Origin of the sequence: Pseudoalteromonas sp. P80D2, assembly GCF_036680945.1 — a bacterium.
Lineage (GTDB): Bacteria > Pseudomonadota > Gammaproteobacteria > Enterobacterales > Alteromonadaceae > Pseudoalteromonas > Pseudoalteromonas shioyasakiensis.
Genome location: NZ_JAZDAR010000026.1, coordinates 34,350 through 60,433 on the forward strand (window position 1 = coordinate 34,350; position 26,084 = coordinate 60,433).

20 protein-coding genes and 4 tRNA genes are annotated in these 26,084 nt (G+C 42.4%); 6 read left to right on the top strand and 18 right to left on the bottom strand.

The features are described from left to right. Positions 1–45 precede the first annotated feature (45 nt). The 4 genes from VRK28_RS04980 to VRK28_RS04995 all read left to right on the top strand — a co-directional run bounded on the left by VRK28_RS04980 (position 46) and on the right by VRK28_RS04995 (position 3,420). Positions 46–693, top strand: coding sequence for an energy transducer TonB (locus tag VRK28_RS04980; RefSeq protein WP_062564916.1), 648 nt, complete (start codon positions 46–48; stop codon positions 691–693). Between the two features lie 6 nt (positions 694–699). After that, a complete protein-coding gene (locus VRK28_RS04985; RefSeq protein WP_062564915.1) occupies positions 700–1,251 on the top strand; it encodes an RNA polymerase sigma factor in 552 nt (183 codons plus the stop codon). Next, complete coding sequence (locus VRK28_RS04990; RefSeq protein WP_062564914.1) at positions 1,241–1,840, top strand: hypothetical protein; 600 nt, start codon at positions 1,241–1,243, stop codon at positions 1,838–1,840. The genes VRK28_RS04985 and VRK28_RS04990 overlap by 11 nt, the downstream gene beginning before the upstream one ends. A 443-nt stretch (positions 1,841–2,283) precedes the next feature. Next, positions 2,284–3,420 carry a PQQ-dependent sugar dehydrogenase gene (locus tag VRK28_RS04995; protein WP_062564912.1) on the top strand — a complete coding sequence of 379 codons (1,137 nt, stop codon included), beginning with the start codon at positions 2,284–2,286 and terminating at the stop codon, positions 3,418–3,420. A 240-nt stretch (positions 3,421–3,660) separates the two neighbouring features. On the opposite strand, the gene VRK28_RS05000 is transcribed toward VRK28_RS04995, so the two are convergent. Then, positions 3,661–5,037 carry a Na+/H+ antiporter NhaC family protein gene (locus VRK28_RS05000; RefSeq protein WP_054560796.1) on the bottom strand — a complete coding sequence of 459 codons (1,377 nt, stop codon included), beginning with the start codon at positions 5,035–5,037 and terminating at the stop codon, positions 3,661–3,663. A 94-nt stretch (positions 5,038–5,131) separates the two neighbouring features. Continuing rightward, positions 5,132–7,579 carry a penicillin binding protein PBP4B gene (gene pbp4b, locus VRK28_RS05005; protein WP_082710873.1) on the bottom strand — a complete coding sequence of 816 codons (2,448 nt, stop codon included), beginning with the start codon at positions 7,577–7,579 and terminating at the stop codon, positions 5,132–5,134. 337 nt (positions 7,580–7,916) lie between these two features. Between pbp4b and VRK28_RS05010 the strand changes: the two genes are divergently transcribed. Both VRK28_RS05010 and VRK28_RS05015 read left to right on the top strand, forming a co-directional pair. After that, positions 7,917–8,762 carry a MurR/RpiR family transcriptional regulator gene (locus tag VRK28_RS05010; protein ID WP_054560797.1) on the top strand — a complete coding sequence of 282 codons (846 nt, stop codon included), beginning with the start codon at positions 7,917–7,919 and terminating at the stop codon, positions 8,760–8,762. A 377-nt stretch (positions 8,763–9,139) separates the two neighbouring features. After that, positions 9,140–12,160: a carboxypeptidase regulatory-like domain-containing protein gene (locus tag VRK28_RS05015; protein ID WP_062564911.1), complete on the top strand. Its 3,021-nt coding sequence runs from the start codon at positions 9,140–9,142 to the stop codon at positions 12,158–12,160. A 64-nt stretch (positions 12,161–12,224) separates the two neighbouring features. Here VRK28_RS05015 and VRK28_RS05020 read toward each other — a convergent pair whose 3' ends face one another. From VRK28_RS05020 to VRK28_RS05095, 16 genes are all read right to left on the bottom strand, one after another. Then, the gene (locus tag VRK28_RS05020; protein ID WP_062564910.1) at positions 12,225–12,653 is read right to left on the bottom strand and encodes an energy transducer TonB; all 429 of its coding nucleotides are present in this window, start codon (positions 12,651–12,653) and stop codon (positions 12,225–12,227) included. A gap of 102 nt (positions 12,654–12,755) precedes the next feature. Then, positions 12,756–13,934: an exo-beta-N-acetylmuramidase NamZ family protein gene (locus tag VRK28_RS05025; RefSeq protein ID WP_062564909.1), complete on the bottom strand. Its 1,179-nt coding sequence runs from the start codon at positions 13,932–13,934 to the stop codon at positions 12,756–12,758. After that, positions 13,934–14,869 carry an N-acetylmuramic acid 6-phosphate etherase gene (gene murQ, locus VRK28_RS05030; RefSeq protein WP_062564908.1) on the bottom strand — a complete coding sequence of 312 codons (936 nt, stop codon included), beginning with the start codon at positions 14,867–14,869 and terminating at the stop codon, positions 13,934–13,936. The genes VRK28_RS05025 and murQ overlap by 1 nt, the downstream gene beginning before the upstream one ends. Continuing rightward, entirely contained in the window at positions 14,859–15,770 is a 912-nt protein-coding gene (locus VRK28_RS05035) for a BadF/BadG/BcrA/BcrD ATPase family protein (protein WP_062564907.1), read from the bottom strand. Before VRK28_RS05035 ends, murQ begins: the two co-directional genes overlap by 11 nt. Continuing rightward, positions 15,771–17,339 carry a sodium:solute symporter gene (locus tag VRK28_RS05040; protein ID WP_062564906.1) on the bottom strand — a complete coding sequence of 523 codons (1,569 nt, stop codon included), beginning with the start codon at positions 17,337–17,339 and terminating at the stop codon, positions 15,771–15,773. A gap of 80 nt (positions 17,340–17,419) precedes the next feature. Continuing rightward, complete coding sequence (locus tag VRK28_RS05045; RefSeq protein WP_082710872.1) at positions 17,420–18,169, bottom strand: L,D-transpeptidase family protein; 750 nt, start codon at positions 18,167–18,169, stop codon at positions 17,420–17,422. Continuing rightward, positions 18,166–19,278 carry a mandelate racemase/muconate lactonizing enzyme family protein gene (locus VRK28_RS05050; RefSeq protein WP_062564904.1) on the bottom strand — a complete coding sequence of 371 codons (1,113 nt, stop codon included), beginning with the start codon at positions 19,276–19,278 and terminating at the stop codon, positions 18,166–18,168. Before VRK28_RS05050 ends, VRK28_RS05045 begins: the two co-directional genes overlap by 4 nt. Before the next feature lie 8 nt (positions 19,279–19,286). Beyond that, positions 19,287–20,663: an SH3 domain-containing protein gene (locus VRK28_RS05055; protein ID WP_062564903.1), complete on the bottom strand. Its 1,377-nt coding sequence runs from the start codon at positions 20,661–20,663 to the stop codon at positions 19,287–19,289. 28 nt (positions 20,664–20,691) lie between these two features. Next, positions 20,692–21,939 (bottom strand): hypothetical protein, encoded by a 1,248-nt coding sequence (locus VRK28_RS05060; protein ID WP_253049020.1) that lies wholly within the window; start codon positions 21,937–21,939, stop codon positions 20,692–20,694. A gap of 211 nt (positions 21,940–22,150) precedes the next feature. Then, positions 22,151–23,023, bottom strand: a complete 873-nt coding sequence (locus VRK28_RS05065; protein ID WP_062564901.1) for a hypothetical protein — start codon at positions 23,021–23,023, stop codon at positions 22,151–22,153. Further along, positions 23,007–24,443 carry an alpha/beta fold hydrolase gene (locus VRK28_RS05070; RefSeq protein ID WP_156426463.1) on the bottom strand — a complete coding sequence of 479 codons (1,437 nt, stop codon included), beginning with the start codon at positions 24,441–24,443 and terminating at the stop codon, positions 23,007–23,009. The genes VRK28_RS05065 and VRK28_RS05070 overlap by 17 nt, the downstream gene beginning before the upstream one ends. Before the next feature lie 479 nt (positions 24,444–24,922). Continuing rightward, a tRNA-Arg gene (locus VRK28_RS05075) sits at positions 24,923–24,999 on the bottom strand. 98 nt (positions 25,000–25,097) lie between these two features. Next, positions 25,098–25,174 (bottom strand) — tRNA-Arg (locus VRK28_RS05080). Between the two features lie 168 nt (positions 25,175–25,342). Next, a tRNA-Arg gene (locus tag VRK28_RS05085) sits at positions 25,343–25,419 on the bottom strand. 38 nt (positions 25,420–25,457) lie between these two features. Further along, a tRNA-Ser gene (locus VRK28_RS05090) sits at positions 25,458–25,550 on the bottom strand. A 112-nt stretch (positions 25,551–25,662) separates the two neighbouring features. Beyond that, complete coding sequence (locus VRK28_RS05095; protein ID WP_055020963.1) at positions 25,663–25,860, bottom strand: hypothetical protein; 198 nt, start codon at positions 25,858–25,860, stop codon at positions 25,663–25,665. Between the last annotated feature and the right edge of the window lie 224 nt (positions 25,861–26,084).

The window sequence follows — 26,084 nt, forward strand, 5'->3', positions numbered from 1 at the left end:
CCAGCCGTTTTAGCTATGAAAGCAATTATCCAAAGAGGAACGGCTATGCATACTTTACCACTAAACTCAGCAAGCTTGAATAACAGCAATGCTGCTTTAAAGACAACCGCAGCAATTATTGGTGGCGGTGTCATGACCTTTGCAGCATTTGCATTTATGCAGTACTTAATTTCTGCTGAGCAAAGAGCCGATGTTAAAACAGGCCCAGATATCACAGTTGAAATTTATGAAGTACCGGAAGACTCAAAAGTACAAGTAAAGCAAACACTGCCGCCACCGCCAGTTGCTAAAATGCCACCAAAAGTACCGCCACGCCCAACGATTGATACGACAGATACCGTTGTAGTAGCTGATTTAACACCAACAATGACATTCGATAACATTGGCGACACGCTTAGCAAAAGCATTAACCAACCAACAGGAGATGCGACACCAATTGTGCGTATAAACCCTAAATACCCTCCGGTAGCAGCTCGTGATGGCATTGAAGGTTGGGTACAAATTAGCTTTAGCATTTCACCGACTGGCGAAGTGATTGACCCTGTTATTATTGATGCCGAGCCTAAACGGGTATTTGACCGTGAAGCAATTCGCGCCATTAAACGTTGGAAATATCGCCCTAAAGTTGTTGAAGGTGTGGCACAATTACAAACAAACCAAAGCGTTCAACTTGATTTTAAAATAGATGGATAACTGCCTATGCTAATGAGCATCAAGACATGGTTATTTGACAAGCCAAGCACAGATTGTTTGGCGCAGTATGCCAAAACGGGCGACAACCGTTACCTTAACCAACTCGTTGCTCAATACGGGAACGATCTTTATCACTACCTAGTTACACAAAGTGATAAAGATCTTGCCCTTGATATATGCCAGCAAACCTGGTTAAAAGTCATTGATAAACGCGACTTTTACAATGATCAGAACAACCCTAAAGCGTGGCTTTTTCGATTAGCACGTAATTTATTAATTGATGAATTTCGTAAGCAGCAAAAGTTCGTTGAATTAGAAGACAACCAACTATTTACCGAACCTCAGGATGCAAGTTATCACTACGACTATGAAGCCTTTGATAAAGCACTTATGGCACTTAGTTTTGTACAACGTGAAGCGCTGACCTTACAACAAGAAGGCTTTAGTCTCGAAGACATTGTTGCTATCACACAAAGTAACCCAGAGACCATTAAAACTCGGCTGCGATATGCCCGTCAAAACCTGAAACAACAACTAGGAGGCCATCATGAAGCGTAACGACGAGCAACTCGATGCTGATTTAAAAGTACATTTTCAAAAACGTAAGGCAGAGCACAGCTTAAGCAGCGACGAGCTTGTACACATGCAAAAGCCACAGTCGGCAATGCCAAGACCACAGCGCTTTTTAGGCCTGCAAATGACCGGAGTATTTGCTGCTTTAGCGATTCTTGGTTTTGTCATGCTGCAATACAACAACCGCGAGTTAACCCATGTTTATGCCGTGGATTTATCGGACTATCAATGGCTTGAAGTACACGAACTCGACGCCAAAGGCAGCTATGTGAGTAATCTTAAACAACAAAAACAAAACCTAGATGCTAACTACCAACAAGCATTAGCCAATCACCAAGCCCGCACCAGCTTCACCGGCCGTCTAGTCAGTGTTGATAACGACTGGTATATCGCTGACTGCGAGCAAAATGTCATAGTACAAATTAAACAATCACTCCTTGAAGAACTACAAAAACACGGCACCCTAGATACTCATATTCACCAAGGAGACCTACTCGCCCTAGACCAAAACAAACAAGGGCAAATCATCGCACTCAAACAGCTAACCCATGAAACGGAAAAGTGTACGAGTTAGCGAGCTCGTAGGTTGGGTAGAGCGTAGCGAAACCCAACAAGTTAGCGAGTTACAAGGGGAAAGTCGCAAGTTTTTAGGTAGCAGCGGGTTTACCCCGCGTAGGCGTGAAATTTATTTCGCGCGATGGTTCAACGAGCCATCAGCTTTCAGCCGTCAGCTATCAGATTTAAAACAAGTTAGCGGGCTACAGGAGTAAAGTTACAAGCTTTTAAGTAGCAGCGGGTTTATCCCGCGTAGTTAGATATCAGATGTCAGATCTGACGGCTGACGGCTGACGGCTGACGGCTGACGGCTGACGGCTGACGGCTGACGGCTGACGGCTAATACTCCGCCCTTTACCTCGCTTTTCCTACCAATAATCTCACATTGCTCTAATGTTAATAACAATTTAATGCTGAACCAGCTAGGCTAGTAACATCGTGTTTAAATATTATGGAGTTACCATGAAAAGGTCTTTGTTTAACAGTTTAATCATTGCCTCAATTAGCTTATCGAGCTTGCAAGCTTGTGCTCAGCCAGAGCAAAAAATTCCACTGGATGCCAGTGCGAATAACTACAAACTAGAATTAGTAAGCGAAGGGATTCAAATTCCTTGGGGTATGGCTTGGCTTAACGAGCGTGACTTACTCGTTACTGATCGACGTGGCGAGCTTAGATTGATTCGTGATGGCAAACTCGTTGAGCAAGCAGTTAAAGGCACACCTAAAGTACATGATGAAGGTCAAGGAGGCTTATTAGATATAGAACTTGATCCGAACTTTGCCGACAATGGTTGGATTTACTTTTCGTACTCGGGCTATGAGGGCGATGGTGAGGGTTACAATACCTCAATTATGCGTGCCCGCTTTAAAGATATGGCTCTTGTCGATCAGCAATTATTGTTTGATGGCGAGCCAAATATTGAAACAACAAAACACTATGGTTCGCGTATTGAGTTCGACAAAGAAGGTTACTTGTACTTCTCTATTGGCGACCGTGGCAAAAGAGACGTTCACCCACAAAGCTTAGACTATGATGCTGGCAAAATTCACCGTATCAATAGCGATGGCTCTATCCCTAAATCAAACCCGTTTTATGACCATAAAACAACTCACAAAAGCATTTATTCGTATGGACACCGTAACCCGCAAGGTATGGCAATGCACCCTGAAACGGGGGTTATTTGGAGCCATGAACATGGCCCTCGTGGCGGCGATGAAATCAACATAGTTAAAGCAGGTGCAAACTATGGTTGGCCTGAGATCACTTATGGGATCAACTACATTGGTACAAAAATTACCGACGAAACTAGTCGCGAGGGAATGGAACAACCTGATTGGTATTGGGTGCCTTCAATTGCCCCTTCTGGAATGGAATTTATCACCAGCGATAAATACCCACAGTGGCAAGGCCAAATTGCCGTAGGTTCGATGAAGTTTGGCCACCTTGTTTTGGTGAAACTTGATGGTGACAAAGTAACAGGCCACAGCAAGGTATTTGAAGGTGTAGGTCGCGTTCGCAGCCTAGCCACCCACCCTAATGGTGATTTATATCTTGGTGTTGATGGTGTCGGTGTTTATAAGGTTGTACCGAAATCGTAGGTTGGGTAGAGCGAAGCGAAACCCAACGAGTTAGCGAGTTACAAGGGCAAAGAGTAAAGGAATACCGCAGGCGTGAAATTTATTTCGCGCGATGGTTTCTTATGGCTGACGGCTGACGGCTGACGGCTGACGGCTGACGGCTATCAGACTTGAATATGCAAGTCATCGAAATTCAAGCAATAAAAAACCACAGACTTCTCTGTGGTTTTTTGCTTATAACTTAAAGCTTAAAGCTATTACTTATAAAACAATAATACTCGTCACTAGGTAAGCAATGAAGGTTAATGCGCCGCCGAATAAAGCGTATGGCATTTGGGTTTTTACGTGAGTTAATAGATCACACCCTGATGCAATAGCCGATACCGCGCTGGTATCTGAGATTGGCGAGCAGTGATCGCCAAACACGCCACCACCTAAAATAGCAGCAATAACCAATGAAGGTGGTAAACCTAAAGCTTGAATGAGCGGTACACCAATTGGAATAAGTATTGCGAAAGTGCCCCATGAAGTACCTGTAGTAAATGAAATAACCGCACCTGTAATAAATAGCACTGGCACAACTAAATAAATTGGTAAGAAATCACCTACTAGGCCTGCTACAAACACACCGGTACCTAGGTCTTTCAAGCTCGCGCCTAACGTGAGTGATAGCAATACAATAGACACTAATGGCAGTAACTCACCCATACCTTTAAAGCCAATATCAACCAGCTTATGGTGTGTAAATTCACGCGAGCTAATCATTAAGAAGTAAGCCACAACACAGGCTAAAATAGTTGCATACAGCACTGATTTAGAACCACTACCGCTGGCAATATCGCCATCGCCAGTCCAGAACATAAAACCAACCATACTACCAATTAAGGTAATTAGAGGCACAAGCATGTAACGTGCTTTTGAACCTTTCACTTCTTCTGTTAGTTCGGTTTCTTGTTGCTCTAGGTTTTCTTCTGCTTGCTTTAGTGGGCCATGTACCTTGTCAAAGGTAATGGTGTAGAACACGATAAGTAAAGTGATAATGGCGTAAAAGTTATAGCCAATACTGCCCCACAATACCGAAACCGCAGACTCTTCCATTTCGTAGTTGCCAAGAAGGCCCAGTACGTATGCGCCCCATCCATTTAGCAAGATTAAAATACACACAGGTGCGCTGGTACTATCGATAATGTAAGCAAGGCGTGCTCGGCTCATTTTAAATTTATCGAATAAACCACGCGATAAAATTCCCGAGGTTAATACGCTTAAGTTCGATTCAATGAATACCGCAATACCTGAGAACATGGTTAAGTAGCCCACTTGGCGCTTACTTTTAGCCACCCCTTTGTTCATCAGCAAATTAACCGTGGCGGCTACACCGCCAGATTCACGAATATAGGCAAGTAAAGCACCGATTAAGATACTAAAAATAAGTATGCGGCTATTACCAGGGGAGCTGGCAACCTCAATGACTCGCTCAATAGTGTTGATAAAGGTGAAAAACAAGGTATTACCTTCACCATTCAGAGCAAGCAAAAACTCAGACGACGCAACCGCGACCAATAACGCCATGATCACTTCTTTGCGCCAAAACACAATTAAGATAGCAATCAAGGGTGGTAAAATTGAATACCAAGACATAAAAACCCTTTTAAATTAAGAACAACATTTTATTTTTATTATGCGAAAACTCGCTAAGCTTAATGGCTTTGCCACCAAACTCAACTTAATTCGACTAGTGATTTAATATACTCTCATAAATCAGTGAGATAATAGAGCCATACTTACCTGTTTCGAAACGCTTGCCGACAAACTGGTAATTTTCTTGCGAACCTTCAATCGGTGAATGACGGGCATTGGTTAATAGCACAATAGCAAGGTCATACTCAGGATCAATAACTGTCACGGTGCCTGTCCAGCCGGTATGGCCAAAAGCCCGCGGGCTAGCATAAGGGCCAAAATGCCATTTACGCGCTTGATGCCCCGCTCTACGCCATCCTAAACCATAAGTCTCATCACTTGCTTGGGAGTTTGTGAATTGCTCAAGTACTTGTGGCGTAAAAATTTGCTTATTATTGTAGCCGCCACCATTGAGTAGTACTTGCATAAGCACAGACAAATCACCGGCAGTACTAAAAAGTCCTGCATGCCCCGCTACACCACCTAAAGCATAAAATGCTTTTTCATCATGTACTTCACCTTGCAGTACATCAGTTCGAATATTTTCAAACTCGATGCGACCACCTCGGGTGTTGCCGTTAATCTCAGTGGCAGCAATTTGCGATGCTAAAAAACCTTTCTGCAATGGATTATAAACCGTATGTGTTAAACCAAGTGGCTGATAAATTTGGCTTTCTACATAGGTATCGAGCGCCATACCACTGATGCGTTCAACCAGTACACCAAGCAACATATAATCGATATCAGAGTATAGGTGTTTTACGTTACGACCAGCCACGAAAGGGACACCTGTTAACAGTAGGTTTTTAGTACGCAGGCTGTTTTGAGAAAAAAAGCGCTCACCAAATTTATTGTCTTTACGATGAAAATCAACCACCGCAGGATAACCCGCACTGTGGGTGAGTAAATCTTTTACTAAACGCTGTTCACGGCCGCTGCCCCTAAATTCTGGTAGGTAATAAAACAGTGGCTTTTCTACGTCGAGTTTCCCTTCGCTGGCAAGCTTCATCAGCGCAAAATTAGTGGCAAACATTTTTGAGTTTGAAGCTATATCAAACAAGGTATCGTTTTGCATAGCTTGTGGGCTTGTAAGCTCACTGCCATCAGCATGGTACTTTTTAGCTGCCCCATAATGGCTTAGTTTAATCAACTTGCCATCTTTAACAACGGCGAGTACCGCACCCGGAAAGCCCTCTTTAATCTCTTGATTAATTAATTCATCAACGGCACTAAAACGCTTTTGAGCGCTGTTTTTATCAAGCGTTGGATAAGGGAAACGTAAGGTTAAACTTGCCCCTTCAGGCAATACATTTTCTACTTTATACGTGTTTATGCCATCGCGGGTGCGTTTAGCCAAACTGTATTGATATATTTTTTCGGCTGTTAATGGCGAAGCAATATTAATTTTTTCACCATTTACGAAAATATCAGCACTGGTTGCATCTTGGTTTTCAATGATAATTTCACCGCGACCTTTATAGGCTGTAAATGTGCCTCGGTCGTTAACAAGCGCGCGACTGCTTGGATCAAGCGCTGGTATACGCGCTATAACTTGTGCATTGGCCAGTGTTTTTGGCGCAGGCTCAACCGCTTGCTGTTGCTGCTGATACTCTTTAAATAATCGCTCTAACTTTTTAGGAAAGTATTTATCTAATAATGCAAATAGCACAGCGGCACTTCTGGCATCACTATTACCGCTTACATGCCAAGGTAAAAAGTGCATTTGAAAAGCACTTAGGGCATCTAGCGTTTGCGAATCAAGCTGACCCGTTGCAATCACCTCATAGCCGTAACTGCGTAGTGCTTTTTGCATTAATTCAACTGAAGGTTTTGATGCGCTAAATAACTGCCAATATTTATCAACGGTGTCGCTGTCGTACCATGCACCGATACCCGCTTTATACAGTTGATACCAAGGAAAACGCGGGCCTGGGTCGTTCTTACGGCTTGGGGCAATATCAGAATGGCCAATCACTTGAGTTGGGCCAATATCAGGGTTACGAGCAAGAATATCTTTGCTTAACTTTATTAGTAGCTCTATTTGCTTGGCATCATAGTCTGGAAAAATACATAACTTACTGGCGTCATTTTCCATCGCAAGCTTAGTTTGCTCAGGAATATGACAGGTTGGTACATTAACAATTTCAATACCAATAGAATGATCATTTAAATCTTCGCGGCCTTGCCAAAAACTGCGTCCGGCGTGCCATGCCCTATCTCTTTCATCAACCAGCTGAATAATTTCTAATTCATCTTTTGGGTAACTCGGGTCGCCTGATTCAGGTAATAAATAATGTGAACTTAAGCCCCCTTCATCCACGAGCGCACGCAATGATTTTTCGTAATCAATGGCGGTGTAATGCATCACTAAGAATTTAACACGATGGCTGTAGTTAGCTGATTGTGTATAGGTATATGGATTACTGGCACAGCTTACTAATAATGCCGCACTACTTAGATAACACAGCTGTTTAAGTAATGTTTTCAAAGGGGTAAAACTCATAACAGATTCATACCTGATGATTTAAGCGTTGACGATTCTCAGCAATACAGTAGCAACACCCACTTAACATGTAAAATATTTTATTTCACAATTAAAGAATAAAAAGCATACATTATCGCTAAGTTACTAAAAATAGAGCTATCTCAATAATTAGAGTTGTATCTATTATGGAATAAAACTATATTATTCCATCTAAATTAAGAAAAATATTCCAAACTTAGGTCTGCTAAAACAAAAATAAGTCGTCGTGTTAAGCAAACAATGCGCCCAAGCCCTGTGTTTATAATAGAACCATCGCTTTGCGCTTTGACTAAGTTAAGCAAACAAAGTGAGCCCTATGTCTACTTTTGTAAAAATTAAAGCCTTACGCCAATCTCTATCGAGCAGCGAAGCTAAGCTTGCTGACTTTACGTTAAATTCAGCGAATGCCATTCGTAATTTATCATCGGTTGAACTAGCAAAAGTGGTTGGTGTAAGCCAATCAAGTGTGGTGAAGTTTTCGCAAAAGTTAGGTTATAAAGGCTTCCCTGCTTTTAAACTTGCGGTAATTGATGCACTTAACGATGAAAGCAGCGAACCTAAGCTACATGGCAAGATCACTCTGAATGACTCGCTAGAGCAAATCGCCGAAAAACTATTAAGCAGTAAATTGGCGGTGTTAACCGAAACCAAAAACCTCAACGAAGCACCAGCTGTCGAAAAGGCGGTAGAGCTATTAAAATCTGCAAAGCGCATTTTAATTTGTGGTTTAGGTGGCTCAGCACTGGTCGCAAAAGATTTTTCTTATAAATTACAAAAACTCGGTATGCCAGCTATTGCAGAGCCAGATGGCCATGCACAACTTGCGTATGTTGCGACGTTTTCAAAAGGTGATTTGGTTATCGCGATAAGTGAGTCAGGTATGACTCGCGAAATTGCCGAAGTTGTTAAACAAGCTAAGAAAAACTCAAGCTCGGTGATCTCAGTGACTAAATTTGGTAGTAGCCTTGTTGCTGACTCAGCTGATGTAAAACTTTATTCGGTTGCTGAAGGCGAGTCTGTACGTTTATCGTCAATTTTAGCGCGTACGGCACAAGATTTTGTCATTGATATTTTGTTTATTGCTCTAACACAGTCAAGCCGCCAAGGTCGTAAGTTACTAGAACATTCTAATGAAGTTGTTGGCGAATTTAAGAATAACTAATTTCTTCAATAAGGTTATATAAACACTTTAAAGCAGCTCAGGCTGCTTTTTTTATGCCTAATTTAGGGTGCAGTTTACCAATCCTCTTTCTCCTCTAAACTACCAAACAATTGCGATAAGCGACTGACTTTAAAATCATAATTTCTTACAAAATTGTACTAAGAATAAATTAGCACCCCGTTAAAGCAAGTCATTACTGATCTTTACCTAAAATCGGTTATATATTTTATTCCTAAAAACCAACCTTTAAATGAAAAAATATTCTTGACCAACTTAAATAACACCTGTTTAATATGTGGGCAACATAATTTTAAAGTTCATAAGTCTCAATTGGGTAAGTAGTCCAGCAAAGCATATAAATATAAGGACGGGAAACAATGAAACAACATGCATCCACACTCGCAATGAGCTATATAGCGAAAGCGACTAGCAATGCACTTCGCGCAAAGAAAACAGCCTTTACAGGTGTTGTTATGGCCGCAGCACTCGCCAGCGCGCCAGCCTTTGCAAATCTAACCGGGGGGATCAAAGGTAAAGTATCATCACCAGAAGCACAGCAGTCACTGGCGGGGATCACAGTAACAGCAAAAAGTAATGTGATGCCAAAACCACGTACTGTTGTTACGCGAGAAGACGGCAGCTATGACTTACCGCAGTTAAAACCGGGTACTTATGAACTGACTTTCACCGATAAAAACGGTGTAACTCAAACTATGACTGTCGACGTTTTACTTGAACAAACTTCGAGCCTAAACGTCACTATGGGTGGTGCTAACGAAAACGTTGAAGTCATCACGGTTACCGGCAGTAAATTATTCCGCCAAGGTAAGTCTGCACTGACTAACTCACTTGGTGAAGAAGCAATCAATAGCGTACCAGTTGGTCAAGATTACCGTGACCTATTAAAACTTGTACCAGGTGTTGAGCTATCTGAAAACTCAACTCTTGGTCCGTCTGCGGGTGGTTCAGGTGTTGATAACTCGTACGGCTTTGACGGTGTTGATGTATCTTTACCTATGTTTGGTAACCTAGCATCAGAGCCATCAACCCATGACGTTGCTTACGTAACTATGGATCGTGGTGGTGCAAAAGCCGTTGGTTTTAATCGCTCAGGCGGTTTCTCAATCAATACCGTATCAAAATCTGGTACTGACGAGTTCCATGGTAATGTTGAATACAAAGTTCAACCTAAGAGTTTAGTGGCAACACCAACAGGCCAAGAAAGCTATGAGCTAGATAAAAGCTGGTTAACAGCAAGTTTAGGCGGCCCGCTTATTGAGGACTCTTTATACTTCTACACTTCTTATTATCGTCCTGAGGAAACTCGTACTAATAAAGATACTGCTTATGGTGAAGTAAAAGACTATAAGAGTGTGCGTGATGAATACTTTGGTAAGTTAACTTGGGCGCCTACTGACGATATTTTACTTAATATTTCACAGCGTACCTCAGAAAAGACCATTGAAGGTCGCTCAGTTGGCGCTTACGAAACTGACAGTGTATCTGCAGGTGATGTAGCTGACCAAGATATCTTTACCTTAGATGGTTCATGGCTTTTAGGTGATGCAACAACCCTTTCATTCCAGTACAGTAAATTAGAAATAGAGTCTGGTACCACACCTGATACAGAACTATCTGTAGTGCCATCGTTAACGGGTCAACTTGACTTAAGTAACCTAACTGAAATGGGTTACTTCAGTGTACCAAGCTTATTAGATGCTGATGATAACTACACAGCAGAGCAAATAGCTGCGTTTAATGCAGGCGCCGCACCTTTAATTGCACAATACGGTTATACTGAAAACGGCGAAATGCTTGGCGGCGGCGGTGTTGGTGCGTATTACCAATACGATAATATCGACTTTTACCGTGATAGCTTTGAATTAAACCTAGAGCATGAATTTAGCTGGGGCGATACTTACCATACGTTACATGTAGGTGGTGAATGGAAAGAAAGTAAAGAAGTACTGTCTCGCCTTTCAAACGGTTGGGGTAGAATCTCTTATGTTGGCGGCCTCGATGAAAGCTTAGAAGAAGGCAGCTCTGCCCCGGTTATTTACCGTGCTCGCGTACAACAAATGAGCTTGGTTGCTGGTGAAGACGCCGTTTCTGCTATCAACTCAGAAATGGAAACACTGAATTTCGAAATCAACGATACCATTGAAGTAGGTGATTGGACTTACAATGTGGGTGTACTCGTAAGCCGCGATACTTGGTATGGCCAAGGTCTTAAATCGGCATCTGGCACGCTTTCTGGTTATGAGTTAGCACCAGGCGAAAAATACAAAATGTACCAAACAGATTGGTCAGATATGATCCAACCGCGTTTAGGTGTGAATTGGAATTATGCAGATCAAGACTCAGTATTTGCAAACTTCTCAATGTATAACCCTGAAGCAAGCTCATTAGCGCGTGCTGCATCTTGGGACCGTAATACCCGTGCCGAAATCGAAGTTGAATTTGATGAAGCGGGTAACGTAATTTACGCAGAGCCACGTCAAGGCTCATCAGGTAAAGTATTTGCTGATGATTTAACACCTCGTCAAATCAAAGAATTTACACTTGGTACCACTAAATATGTGGGTTCTGATTTAGTATTACGTGCTCATGTTCGTCACCGTAAGGCATCGCATTTCTGGGAAGATATGCCAAACAATGCGCGTTTAACTGACTACTCTGGCGTTGATGCTGATGGCGTACCACAGCATATTGCAGATAAAGGTTTATATGTAGATAACCTAGATGAAATCCGTGATGAAATTGGTGGTTCTTCTTATGTTATTGCCGAAGTAGATGGCGGAGAAACCAAGTACTGGGAAGCTAGCATCGAAGCTGAATACCTAGGTGAAAACAGCTACATCAATGCCTCTTATGTTTGGAGCCATTACTACGGTAACTTCGACCAAGATAACACTACCGCAACAACAGATGCTAATACCTTCATTGGTTCATCAAACTATGGCGATGGCCGTGGTCGTTACCCTTGGGATTACAAATACGGTACATTATCAGGTGATAAGCCACATAAAGTAAAAGTGTATGGTTACTACACTGTGCCATGGGATGCGAACATCGGTGCATACTTTGTATTCCAGTCGGGTAAACCTTGGGAAGCATGGGATGGTTCAATCTACGGTTACTCAAGTGGTACCACACGTTACAGCGAGCCTGCGGGTAGCCGTCGTAGCCCAAGCCACTGGCAACTTGACTTAAACTACACCCAAGACTTTAAATTCTCAGGTGACATGGAACTACAATTCCGCGCTGATATCTTCAACGTATTTGACCGTCAAACAGGTTATAACAATAACCCTTATGTCTCGTCAGAAACCTTTGGTGAGTATCGCAACTACTACAGCCCACGTCGAGTGCAGCTGTCGTTTAACTTCAAGTTCTAAGTTTATCAATCCTGTTGGGGGCCGCTATTGCGGCCCTTTTTTATGCCTTAAAAACAGTAAAAGCTTAAATTGTACAAAATGCTTTTGCGGCATCCATATTACTCGCTTCTTTCATAAAGTAGTCGAGTTGCACAGTTCGAATAATCGCTCTCGATTTGCTGTTACTTTCCCTTGCCTGCCAGTGCCAAGTTTTAAGCGACTCTCGCGACACATCGATAAATAGTCCTTCTGGGAAGCTCTCTACAAAACGGATATCGGTGGTATTACCTTGTTTATCAATAGTAATAATAAAGCGCGCACAGCCCGTCTGCTTAGATATTAAAGCTGCTTTAGGGTAACTGGGCTTTGTTGCATGTTTAAGTGTCCACAGCTGCTCTGCTGCGTTTTTATCATCACGAAGATCGAGTACATCGGTTGAGTTAGTTGTTGTAGTGTTTGGGAGTTGTGAACAGCCAGCGAGTAATGCAAATACGGCAATTAAATGAACTTTCATGCTATATCCTTACAAATCAAGTTCATGAATATAACATAGCTTTTTATAGGCATAAAAAAACGAGGCAAGTGCCTCGTTCTTATTCAACAAGTTAACTAGTTATTATTGATACAGCAAATACGGGGAGCGCTTGCGTTTAAAAGCACTTAAGTCGGCTTGCCAGCTTTGCTTTATTTGCTGCTCAGTTTGGCCTGCTTCAATGGCTAAACGCAATTTATCAGTCCCTGCAAGTTTATCCATAAAATCAGCGCGTTCAAAAAACGTTTGCTCATTCGCACTTAGCTTTTGATAAACCGAAATAAACAAGCTTAAATCTAGGCCATGAATATCAGCATCTCGTAAGTCTTGACCAAATACTTCGACCCCTTTGAATTTAGGGTGCATTGAAGCGCCTTTAATCGCCCTAGGCGTAAAACTAAATTCGCCCAGTTTAACTGGCGAGTAACCGACAACTTGAAACGGAAAATCAGTACCGCGGCCAATAGTCACAGGCGTAGCTTCAAAGAAACACAAAGATGGATAAAGCGCAATTGATTGGGCATTTGGTAAGTTAGGACTTGGCTTTATTGGTAGCTCATAAGCCATAGTGCGGTCATAATTCGCAACAGGCACGACACTCAGCTTAAGCTTATCAGCGTCATTTATCCAACCTTCACCTTTGATCATCTGAGCAAGCTCAGCCACTGTCAAACCGTGTAAAACAGGTATTTCGTGCATACCAACAAATGAGCGAAATTTTGGGTCAAGGATAGGCCCATCCATATAAGCTATATTCGGGTTTGGTCTATCGAGTACCACAACCTCTTTACCATTTTCAGCGGCAGCTTCCATCACGTAGTGCATTGAGCTGATATAAGTGTAAAAACGAACACCAACATCTTGAATATCAAAAATAATGACGTCTAAATCAGCAAGCATCTCAGGGCTTGGCTTTTTATTACTGCCATAAATCGACACAACATCAATGCCGGTTTTAGCATCTACTGTGCTTTTAACGTGAGCACCAGCGTCATGGTCGCCGCGAAAGCCATGCTCTGGAGCAAATATTTTGCTAACCACAACGCCTTTATCAAGTAATGCATCAACCAAATGTTGACCATTCACCACTGATGTTTGATTAACGACCAAGCCAACACGTTTCCCTGTTAATGCAGGTACATAAGCTTGAAAATTGGCTGCGCCCACCTGTAAAGGCTGTGCATTTTTAGGCACATTTTCAGGCGCTTCTTGGCAACCTAAAAGCGCAAAACAACTAACAAATAAAACAGTTAAAAAACGCATTATTCCTCAACCGCCTTACGTAAAAAGCCACCCGCTTTAGACAATAACTGTTTTGCTTCAGGAGCTGGTTTTCCGGTTAACACAATTAAAATAGCCAGTTTTGCGCTTTGCTCTGCTTGCTTTAATGCATCCACTGCTTGCTGCTGTGTACAATCTGTTGCTTGCATCACAATACGAATAGCACGAGCGTGCAGCTTTTCATTACTAGCATTCACATCAACCATCAGGTTTTTATACACCTTACCTGTGCGGATCATGCTAGCTGTGCTTAGCATATTCAGTACGAGTTTTTGTGCAGTACCCGATTTCATACGTGTAGAGCCAGTCACAGCTTCAGCACCCACCACAGGGCAAATGCCGATTTGTGGTAAACGCATCACCGCTGAATCAGGGTTACAAGTGACACCTACAGTGACACAACCAAGTGATTTAGCGTATTCTATTGCCGAGCAAACATACGGTGTACGACCACTGGCGGCAATACCAACCACGACATCTTTACTGGTTAAATTGGCATTTTTTAAGTCTATAATAGCAAACGTGGTACTATCTTCAGCGCCTTCTACGGCTTTTTTAACCGCGGTGTCACCACCAGCAATAATACCGAGCACTTGCTGATCGCTTACGCTATAGGTAGGCGCACATTCAACCGCATCCAAAATACCCAAACGACCACTGGTACCAGCACCAATGTAAATTAACCTGCCACCTTGTTGAAATGCTTCAACGACATGATCGACAGCTTCACTAATTTGTGGGATCACAAGTTTCACGGCACCCGCTACTTTGTGATCTTCATTATTGATTTTAGTGAGGATCTCAGTGGAGCTGAGCAGATCGATATCCAAAGTGTCTGGGTTTTGTCCTTCAGAGACAATACCGTTTAACTCTTCGAGTAACTCACGTTGTTGCTTAAAGACGTGCTCAGGGCTCATTGGGTTGTCCTTTTTCAATAATGTCATGGTAATGCTTTGCCGCTAAAATGGCGGCACCAGTTAATGAATCTCCCTTACAAGGAGATAATTCGTTTTGTAAGGCAAGTGGCAATAACGGTTGGCTGACTTTCGCCAAACCACCAATTAAAATCACCGGTAACGGCGAGTTACCTCGGCTTTTATTTATTAACCGAACCACCGACTGGGTGTGCTCTGTTAAAACCGCTTTTGCCGCCTCACAGTCGCTTTGTAAGCTAAACACCAACGGGCTAAATGCTGCATAATCCGCGGGTTTTGCTTGTTTAAGCCAACTACTAATTGTTTGACGAGTGCATCCTAGCTGCTCACTCAAACGAATCGTTAATCGGCTTTTTGGTAAATCATAAATATCTATATCGTTTAATAGTTGCTGCACAGCCATCAGGCCGATGCGGGCACCACCGCCAAAATCATCAATGGTAAAGCCCCAGCCACTCACCAACTTAGTTTGCTTTTGGGCGTTTAATCGTGCGCCAACAGCACCGGTGCCAAGTGCAATAACCACACATGGTTCACCAAGATTAGCACCATATAATGACGTAATTGCATCACTGGTAATTTGCAAACTGGCAAATTCTATTTCATACACCAGCTTGAGCATCACTGTTAATTGCTCTGCAAGGCTCTGCGATGAGCCACCAGCAACCCCCATAACGGTGACGATTTCACTAGGCTCAGCGCCACTTTGCTGGCATACATCGCGGGTCACTTTAACAATGTTTTCTAACGCTAAATCAAGATCATTCGAAATTGATGCCGAACCCGCTTGGGCACGAAAAGTCGCGCCACTTGCCTGCTCTTTTAGCTCTGCTAACACTTTGGTGCCGCCACCATCGATGGCTAAAACATAGCGTACAGCCATTTACGCACTCTTCTCGTCTGCCGCTTTACCAAGGCAACACACCAATGTTGCGAGCAATGTACCTATGCATAGCTGCCAAGTAAATCCTAAGTAAAAGCGCATTGATTCGGGTAGTAACCAGTCAATCATGTACGGCTGCATTAATAAGGTCACCATAAAGCCCGCTATTAGCGCTGCTAACACTGAGCCTTCACTGCCTCGTTTGGTGAACAAGGTAGTAAAATACACACCTAACAAACCGCTGTACGAAAATACCATTACACTTAACGCAAATTTTAATAATGGCATATCACTGTATTGCTGCCAGAAATAACAAAGAATAGCCATCAGCGCTAAGGCAAGGCTCACTAGTGCCATACCCACACGACCCGCTTTTACAAAGTGATGATCGCTTACTTGCTTGTTATGTTTTTCTAAATACGGGCGATAGATATCTTGTACAATGACTGAAGACATCGAACTAAGCCCTGAGTTCAAAGTAGAAATAGCAGCTGCAATAATACCCACGCTAACTAAACCTTTAACCCCGGCTGGTACTTCGTTTAATACGTAGTACATAAAGATAGTGATTTTTTCGCCGTTAAATTCTTGTACAACCGTTTGCCCAGCTTCGTTATTCATTAATGCAGGTTGCTGATAAACAATATAAAGCAGCAAACCAATAAAGATAAAAATAGCCATAACCGGGATCACCATCACCACCGATAGTAATAACGCTTTACTGCCTTCTTTTGGACTTTTACAGGTTAATAAGCGCTGCGTCATATCTTGGTCTAAACCAAATGCGGCGATATTTAACAGCACAAACCCCGTTAACACAGAGGCCATGTTAAATACCCCTGACGGGCCAAAATCTAAATCAAATTTAAACAGCGCGAGTTTTGAGTCTGCACCAGGACTTGGCTCACTCAAAGTCGCAATTATGGTTGAGAAATCAGCCGGAATAACACTCAGCAAGCACCAGATAACCGCAATAGCCGCACTGACATAAACGATACTTTGCAGTACATCAGAATAAATAACGCTGCGAATGCCACCCAAAAAGGTATAAAGCAGACCTGCAAGCGCCAGTACTAAAGTTGCGATAACCACACTGTCGGCATCGATATTGCCATATAGAATCATCGCCACAGCAATCGCTGCCATATACAAACGGGCGCCACTGGCAAATACACGGCCAAATAAATACATCAAGCCACTACGGCGCTTAGCTTTTGGTCCGATACGTTTTTCAAGCAGTTCGTAAACGGTATACACTTTTTGCTGGTAAAACTTTGGAATTAAAAACGCCGATACAATAAATGCCGCAATAAACGCGCCGATATTGGTCGCAATATATGAAAAATCACCTTGATAGCCTTGATCAGGCCCACCAATAAACGTTGCCGCAGATTGCGAAGTCGCTAAAACAGAAATAGCCACCATCCAAGTTGGCATGCTATTTCCGCCTAGAAAAAAATCTTGGCTTGAGTTAGCGCGTTTGCGATTAAACCACCAGCCACTTAGCAATAAAATTGCACCGTAACTTGCGAATACTAGCCAATCGAGAAAAGCGTAATTTGCACTCATTTATTATCCTAACCCAAACCTTGATGGAATATATTATTCCATCATTATGACAAAATTAAAATACTTTTATTTTATTATTTTTATTTAGCTAAGTTAGGTAATTGCCACTGACTTTGCTTTTGTTGATATTGCGCTTTGGTTAAGCTGACTAATAACGGTTTTTTACGCTCATCTAACCAAGCAAGTAGAGCATCCATATCGCTTTCTGTCATTGCTGTACAACCTGCTGTTGGCTTACTTGGTGCCCGCCATAAATGCATAAAGATACAACTACCCGCACCATTGATATTGCTTGGGTTATGCTTAACAACAATGCCTTTTTTATAAAGATTATCTTGGCTGTATATATCACGACGCATCCACTCTGAAGAGTCTTTTACGGCGTCTTCACCAACTTGTGTTTTATCAACCAATTGGTTGTAAAACGGTGAGCCTTTCACATCGATACAATAATCATTTGCTGTCATTGCTTGATAACTGAGGTTCGTTTGCAATGAATCTAAATAACCAAAAGCAGTACCAAGTTCAAAAATACCTGCTGGCGCTTTACCATCGCCTTCTTGTTTTTGCTGACCTGGCTGTGCAGGATGCAGCCCCACTCCCCACGCAAGGCCAGTACGACCTAGTACCACCGCGTGTTGCTGGCCTTGTTGTTGCCAGCTGCCAGCGGTTTTTTCAAAGCGATAAAGAGTGGCATCAATGGCATCACTATCATTAGCGACCACCACCACAAGTTGTTTATGACTGTTATCAATAACAGGTTTAGGTAACTCTTTGCTGGCACAAGCCGATAAACTCATAACTGCAATAAGACTGACTAGTTTTTTCATGCTGGCCATACTCCGTTTGTAATAAGTTCAAGCCCCGTTATTGATTCAATGCCAAGACCAGGGGCATCCGATAAGCGTATTTGTGGACCGCTAAATTCAACGCCCCCTTGCACTGGGTCATACTGACCAAGGGCTGGGCCATCTAAATCGATTTTACTGATTTGCTGTGCTTTGGCAGAGGCTAAATGTGCAGCACCAGCTACGGCAATACTGCCCTCTAGCATACAACCTATCATACACTCTGCTTGGTATTGGGCTGTGATATTAGCAATCTCAATTGCTCGGCTTAAGCCGCCCGTTTTCATTAATTTAATATTGATAATATCAACTGCGCCAAGCTCTAAAAGTTGGATCACTTGCTTCGGTGAAAAGGCGCTTTCATCGGCCATAATCGGGGTATTCACTCGCTCAGTAATATATTTGAGCCCTTGAATATCACTGCTTTTTACTGGCTGCTCAACCAACTCTAATACCACGCCTGCTTGCTCAAGTTGCTGTAGTGCAAACACAGTTTGCTTGGCATTCCAGCCTTGGTTTACATCTAAACGCAGCTGCGCCTTAGCGGCAAACCCTGCATGGATTGCTTTTACTCGTTCAATATCTTGATCAAGGTTATTACCGATTTTTATTTTTAATACATCAAAACCTTGCTCAACCGCTCGCTGACAATCACTGAGCATTTTATCTATGTTACCGACACTAATGGTGATATCGGTTTTCAGCGCTGACTTTCCACCGCCAAGTAACTTATATAAAGGCGCTTGATAGAGCTTGCCCCACAAGTCATAAACCGCCAACTCTAACGCTGCTTTTGCACTACTGTTACCAACCACCGTTGATTGAATAATGTGGGTAAGCTGGTTAATGTTTTCGATTTCTTGCCCCACTAATTTAGGGGCAATAAACTGCTGAATGACCGCTATCATTCCTTGATGGGTATCGCCTGTAATAACCGGAGTTGAGGCCGCAGAGCCATAGCCAATTTGGCCACATTCGGTATCAATTAAAACCACTAAATCCTCAATAAAACTCACTTCCCTCAGTGCTGTTTTAAATGGGGTAACTAATGGCACTTTGAGCTTTGCAAAGCGAACAGCTTTAATTTTCATATTGGCCTCTAGCGAATACGCTTAATGTTATAAATACGATCTAAGTAGCTGGTTTCTTGAGATAATCTAAGTGGCAATAATGGCGTGACCGACACCCCATTCAAGGCACTACTATAAAAACTACCATCGCCTTTGTTATAACCTAAGCCTTTAACGTCATGAATAACATAAGGCTCACCGTGATGCTCCCCTAGGTACATCATTACATGACCCGGAATATAAATTAGATCGCCAATCGCCATGTTTTTAACCTTTGGCAACTTAGCATCCGCCGCTGTATTTTTATCAAAGCGATTATTTTGCCCGTATTCACTACTGCCTTGCTGCCCTGAATTACGCGGCATTAGTAGGCCAAAGCTCTTATAAATTTCACCAACAAACCCAGTGCAGTCACGGCCATTATAATCATGACCCCAACCATAACGCTCACCTAAAAACTTAAAGCCCTGTTTAATTAGATTCTGTTCGTTGTAGTCTAGGTAGCCTAAATTTACATCGGCAGTTTTACTGATCATCGCAGGTTTAATAACAAGTTGGCCTTGCTCATCGCGGGTTGGTAACTGTACAACATGGCTAGCATAGCTATTTTGACCATTTAGCAAATACGGTACTTGCTCACTATCAACTAATGGTAAGCGCACTCCCATATCGAGCTGAACTTCTGAGAGGCCTTCATCATTTGGCACATAAGCAGTATTTACTTTTGCACCGGTTACAACCAAGAAGTCATCTTGTTCACGATAGGCTTTTATTTTATCTGCATCAGCAAAGGCAAGATCTTCGGCAGGCGTCCACGCTAGGTAGTTGTAAGCACGTACTAACAACCATTTTTTATCTGCGCTTTGATGTAATACAGCAACCGCTTCGCCCGGAAACATCCCGCTTTCTTGAAAGCGATCTAAGTCTTGATCAAGGCCGCTATTTAAAACCCGATCCCAAGTTGGAAAAGTACGTAATGCAGTGCGCTTAACGACTACAGCAAAACGTACCTCATTGTTATCTGCGACCTTATTAAGGTTTAAGTTTTCCTGATATTTGGCAAAGTCTTTCGCAGTGAGTTGGCGGCCGTCGGTAAAAAAGCGCGGGCTTTTTGGAATTGAACTTGCCGAATGAATGGCGCTTGTTAACTCGTCTTTAGTGAGCGATTTTTGAAATGAAAGAGGATCAACAATGTATTTATTTTCTTTAATTAATTTCTCGTTGAAGGCTGCAATTTGCGCCTCTGTCATGATCACTTTTGCCGATGCACCTTGTGCTAGCCAGTAGCTGGGCGAAAGCTGTGAGTGCGTGACCCCGATAACATCTGATTGCCAACCCTCAGCATGCATAGGTGCACTAAAAGCAACACCTAAAGTAATTGATAAAGCGATAATTGAACGACGCATAGCTGTACCTTAATTCTTATTGAACGCGTTAATCTAATAATTTTGTAAAAGCATGCTGCAACTTTTGCTGCATTTGCTTACCGACTATTGGCAAATTGGCTTCGTCGGCCCCCGAAGTTGACTGCTGTACACTAAACGTAAACTCACGACCACCTTGGTAATTGCCTAAACACACATGTGCCAACATTACGGTTTCTGTGGTGGAGCGCGTTTCACTTGGCCCCCAGCCAATTTTTTGCCAAACACGCCATTGCCCATTCGTTGCGCTATCGAGCACTTCTTTTGCAGAGCGACTATCATTTGGCGCAATAACATTTGCCAATGCATTTGTAACGATATGACTGATACCCACAATCATACCGCCTACAGGAGCATGTTCATCTGTATGACCTGTGCCGTTAAGTAGCACATCAACATCACTTGCTTGTAAATAAGGCATTTGCGTACTTGGTTCACGCTGATGACTAACCAGACGTTTTAACCATTCCGCTTGAGCAAGTGTGGTCATTGCTTTGTTGCCCGTTAAACCACAACTCTCACAACGATACCCTAAATAGCCAGGATCATCACTGCTTGCTTTGTATCGAGGTATCTTTGCATCAAGCTCATTATTGGCAGGGTTATGCCAGTATTCGTCTGATGGAATAAACTGCTCTGAGCCATATGCGCCGTTAAATAACAAACGCTCATCCTCTAGTTTTAGCCAGCCATCATTAAAAAGCCCACGTAAATATTCGCGCCCTGCCACATTGACAAAATAGCTGGCTATCGCATTTGAATTACCATCGGCTTTGCCAAATGCTTCGTAACTATTAATACTGCTGATCAAATCAGCCAGTGCCATATCACCGGCAAAAGAAGCTGCACCAAGCTCTGGGTGGGATTGCCTTACTTTTGACAGCGCACCGCTAAACGCTTGAATTTTTGATGAACTCCAAGGTTCATACAACTCATTGTGGCTGCCGTCACTTAAATACCGGTAAGCTAATTGCCCAGATTGAACTTGATAATCGATTAGGAGTAGCTTGCCCGGTTGCTCTGGGGCTAAAAAATACTGCCAATCGGCCGCAACTCTGTTTTGCCAACCCGCCTGCTGGTAATTAACCTCAGCCGCTGATTTATAACCTTGCAGGTTGCTTTCATTTTCGAGTGATAAACAGCCGCTATTAGATAAGTCTTTTGGCAAAATAGCGGGTGCTAACATTACTTGCTCAAAGTATTGTTGGTCGGTTAATGGGGCTTTTTCTGTGTTCGCTTCACAACCAGTCAAAAGCATCAAGCCGCAACTTATAGCCAGCCGTTTTTGATATGCACCTTTCGCATACATAAAATAAAATTCCCACTTGTTATTATTTTTGGAATATTTTATTAAATCTAACACAAATTGACCGTGAAGCAAATTAACTCGGTTTTAATGCGTAAAGGATTTGAAACAGTGAGGATTTAGGTGAAGTTGAGTGTGAAACTACACTCAACTTATAAAGAGATTACAGAACTTGCTCAGTGTATTTTTGTAAGTCAGTGATCAAATCACGATATAGCGTTGAGCTTTTATCCTTAATGCGGTCGAGAAAGAAATCGTCAGCAATATAGGTGATTTTTTGACGCTTCTTTTTATCGCTTAATTTGCTTTGCGCAACATCCATCAGCTCGGCTATTTTCTCACGTTCATAGCCGTTTAAAGAGGGATCTGTGCTGATATCTTTTAGCATGATTAATGAGTCTATTGTTGAGCCATTTAGGGTTATCGTTAACGCTTTTGCTAAGCTTGGTAACCAGGGTTTTTCAATCTGCTCACCAATCACATAAAACATGTTTTGTGCTGTCGCTAGGTCACCATCGCGTACTGCAACACTGCCAATAATAAGATAAGAAATAAGCTGCTCTTTTGGATAGCTCTGGCTCACTGTCGCAAACAAAGGATCGGTGCGAATGAAGTCAGCTTTTTGTTTAGCCATTTTACGCCAGCCTTTGTTATAAAAAGCTAAAGACTGAGCACTGTATGCTAAATATTTACCCCGCATATCAGTCGCTTTAGCAAGCGCTAAGTCGCTTTCTGCAATTGCAAAATCTTTACTTACACCAAGGCTCAAAATGTAGCTCATCATGGCATGAGTCAGTGTTGGCTCAATTGCACCTATTTGCTCTAACTGTTCTTTTTGCAGTTTGTTATAACCATAAGCAATGGTATCGACACTGGTATTCGACACTCCCCTGTACGTTTCATAACTAAAACTATCTTGTAGATCAGCATATTGTTGTTGCTCAGTCTTTGTTGATTTGCAACCACTTAGTAAAGCGACACAAAACAGCGAGCACGCTGCTAATTTAACAAAAGGGATGCTATTTAAAGCGGTCATCAATAATTCCTTTTTCTACTTCTATGGCATCATGTGCCAAACCTTGGTATATCGGGCTATGGATTCTACTTAACGAGAATATAATATTACTGTCATCGACAACGCTTATTGCATGCTCAGATGCATTGATTTGCACACCAGCACCATCAAATCGGCTTTCATTCAGTTTTACACCTTGTTGTGCCGTAATAGTGACATTGGTTAGTTCAACCACAGAACGCTTAATATTCAAAGCGAGTTTAGCCCCTGATAAGCTTACATTTTCTAATCTCACTAAAGAATCTTTAATACGGATAGATTCAGCAACCACATTTTTAAGTAACACATTATTACAGTCTTCAATGATCATATGACGGTAATGGCCTGAAAACTTGCGGCTGTGCTGATCTTCACAATGAAATGTCTCGATTTGTTTATCAGAAACTTCTGCACTGGCTGGCTTTTTAACTTCCCCAGTTAATGCACTATTTAATAAAGCTAAAAACTGGCTGGGCTGTTGCTTCATTGGCACATGACCCACATCAGGCAAAGTAGCTAAATCACTATTGATTAGCTGGCTGTTCAATACTTTTGCAGTTCGTAATGGAGCGACGGCATCTTCTTCACCCCAAATAATATGTGTTTCTATTTTCAGATTGCTGACAATCTCGCTAAAGTCTTCTTCAACTAAACTCAGCGCTGCATTCATATTTGGTGTTTCACCCATTACTAGCTTCCACGCACCATCACTACGCTGCAATAACTCTGTCAGGTATGAATCAATCGTCCCTTCTTCAATGAGTCCGGTTGTAAAATCATTGAGCTGAGCTAACTTAGTTGAGAGAAATTTAGGTAGCTTAGTATTAGGCTTAGGTACGTTGGAGATAGGCTTTATAAATGCCACTTTATGTAAGATACCCGCTGCGTCGACTAGCACCAGTTTATTGAGTTTCTCCGGGTATTTGCCAGCAAAATACAGGCTGACCGCGCCCCCCATCGAGTGACCCACAACCGTGGTTGGTTCAGCAATATAGTGATCGACCACTTCCGCCAGTACAGCAGCATAATTGCGAGGAGAGTAACGCCCTTCGGGGCTTTCTGAGTGAGCAAAACCAGGTAAATCAATCGCAATAACATGATAATGCTTAGTGAGTTCAGGCATAACCCCAAACCAATCTTGCATACCTAATACGCCTAAACCATGCACAAGCAGCAAAGGCGGCGACTTTTTATCACCGGCCTCTAAGACCAAAATTGATGAATTAAATACGGACTCTTGGTAAGTACTAAACAACCAATCTGCTTTAATTGGAGATTCAAATTTGAGTGCTTGGATTTGTTGTTGGTTTAATGGTGTTGATTGTGATGCAACTGGCTCGCTTTGCGCAGCAAACGAACCAAGCAAAATGCAATAAAAAAAGAATAAATGAAATAGACGCAAGGGATATTGGTTTAATTATTATTATATTAGCGAGATTGTACCCTTTGTCTGTTAAATGTAAATAATGCATGAGCATGAACCTAATATAGAGAAATGGTTATTCTGGGATAGATAGCAAGATGTGAGAGGTGTAGATCATCATTCATGGCGACTACATCTTGATACGCGCGAAACAAGTTTCACGCCTACGGGGTGCATTTTTTGTATTTTGAGTTGGGGGTTTTATTTGTGGAGTGGAAGTGAGGTGTTCGCGACTGAAGTCGCTCCTACCTGTAGGTCGTCATTTATGGCGACAGCATCGTGATGCGCGCGAAACAAGTTTCACGCCTACGGGGTGCATTTTTGCATTTTGAGTTGGGGTTTAATTTGGGGTGTGGGAGCGTGATGTTCGCGACTGAAGTCGCTCCTACGCGAATTGCAGGCACAAAAAAACCGACTTTCGTCGGTTTATGTCACTTTAACTCTACTTAAGAGAAAAGTGGCGGACGCGGGAGGATTCGAACCTCCGACCGCCTGGTTCGTAGCCAGGTACTCTATCCAGCTGAGCTACGCGTCCGCAGTGTGATGATGCATGTTTAAGTCTTGCATTGACTGTATCTTAAAGACACAAAAAAACCGACAGCTTGTCGGCTTATGTCACTTTCTAAGAGAAAGTGGCGGACGCGGGAGGATTCGAACCTCCGACCGCCTGGTTCGTAGCCAGGTACTCTATCCAGCTGAGCTACGCGTCCACACGCACATTTGAATATTGCTAATTTATTCTCTTAGCAAGAGACTCAAGTTTATACTCGATGCAGAGTCAAAGTAAAAAGTGGCGGTTGCGGGACGTCTCTTGAAAGAGTGAACCTCCGACCAAATTTACTAACATCTTATACTCGATGCAGAGTTAAAGTAAAAAGTGGCGGACGCGGGAGGATTCGAACCTCCGACCGCCTGGTTCGTAGCCAGGTACTCTATCCAGCTGAGCTACGCGTCCACACATATTACTTTCAAGACATGCCATTTTAGGAAAAATGGTGGAGAAGGAGGGATTCGAACCCTCGATAGAGCTACAAACCCTATACTCCCTTAGCAGGGGAGCGCCTTCGGCCACTCGGCCACCTCTCCGTCTTGTGGGGCGTATAATAAAGATTTCAGGAAATATGTCAAACACTTTTCAAGGAAAATAGCATAGATGGTTATAGATTGTCCATAACGAGCCTAAACAGCTTGTTTTTGTTTATCCTTTCGCCGTTTTTTCTTTATCACTCAACGGCTCAAGACCCGTCAATGGGATTAGTTCATCAGTTAACTCTGCGAGGTATTGATCTTGATAACCCAATTGTTGGAATTCGGCTATGCAAGCACGATAAAAATCTTCACGTTGATGCTCGCTTTTGTTCGTATCTGTAGGCAACGGCGAAGGCTTTTTAGTCATTATTATTAAGTCCATTTATACATTGAACGAGAATTGCGCAATGATGTCATATCTTGGCTAAAAATAATACTATTGGCCTTTGTATTTGTAGAAAAATTTTACAACTTAGTAACTTTGTTGGAAGACTAATTCAGCATTTCTTTTTAGATCAGCTAATTACAATTGAGTATTAAAATTGAGAGCAATAAAAATCAGAAATTTCTGATAACAAAAACGCCGCTAAA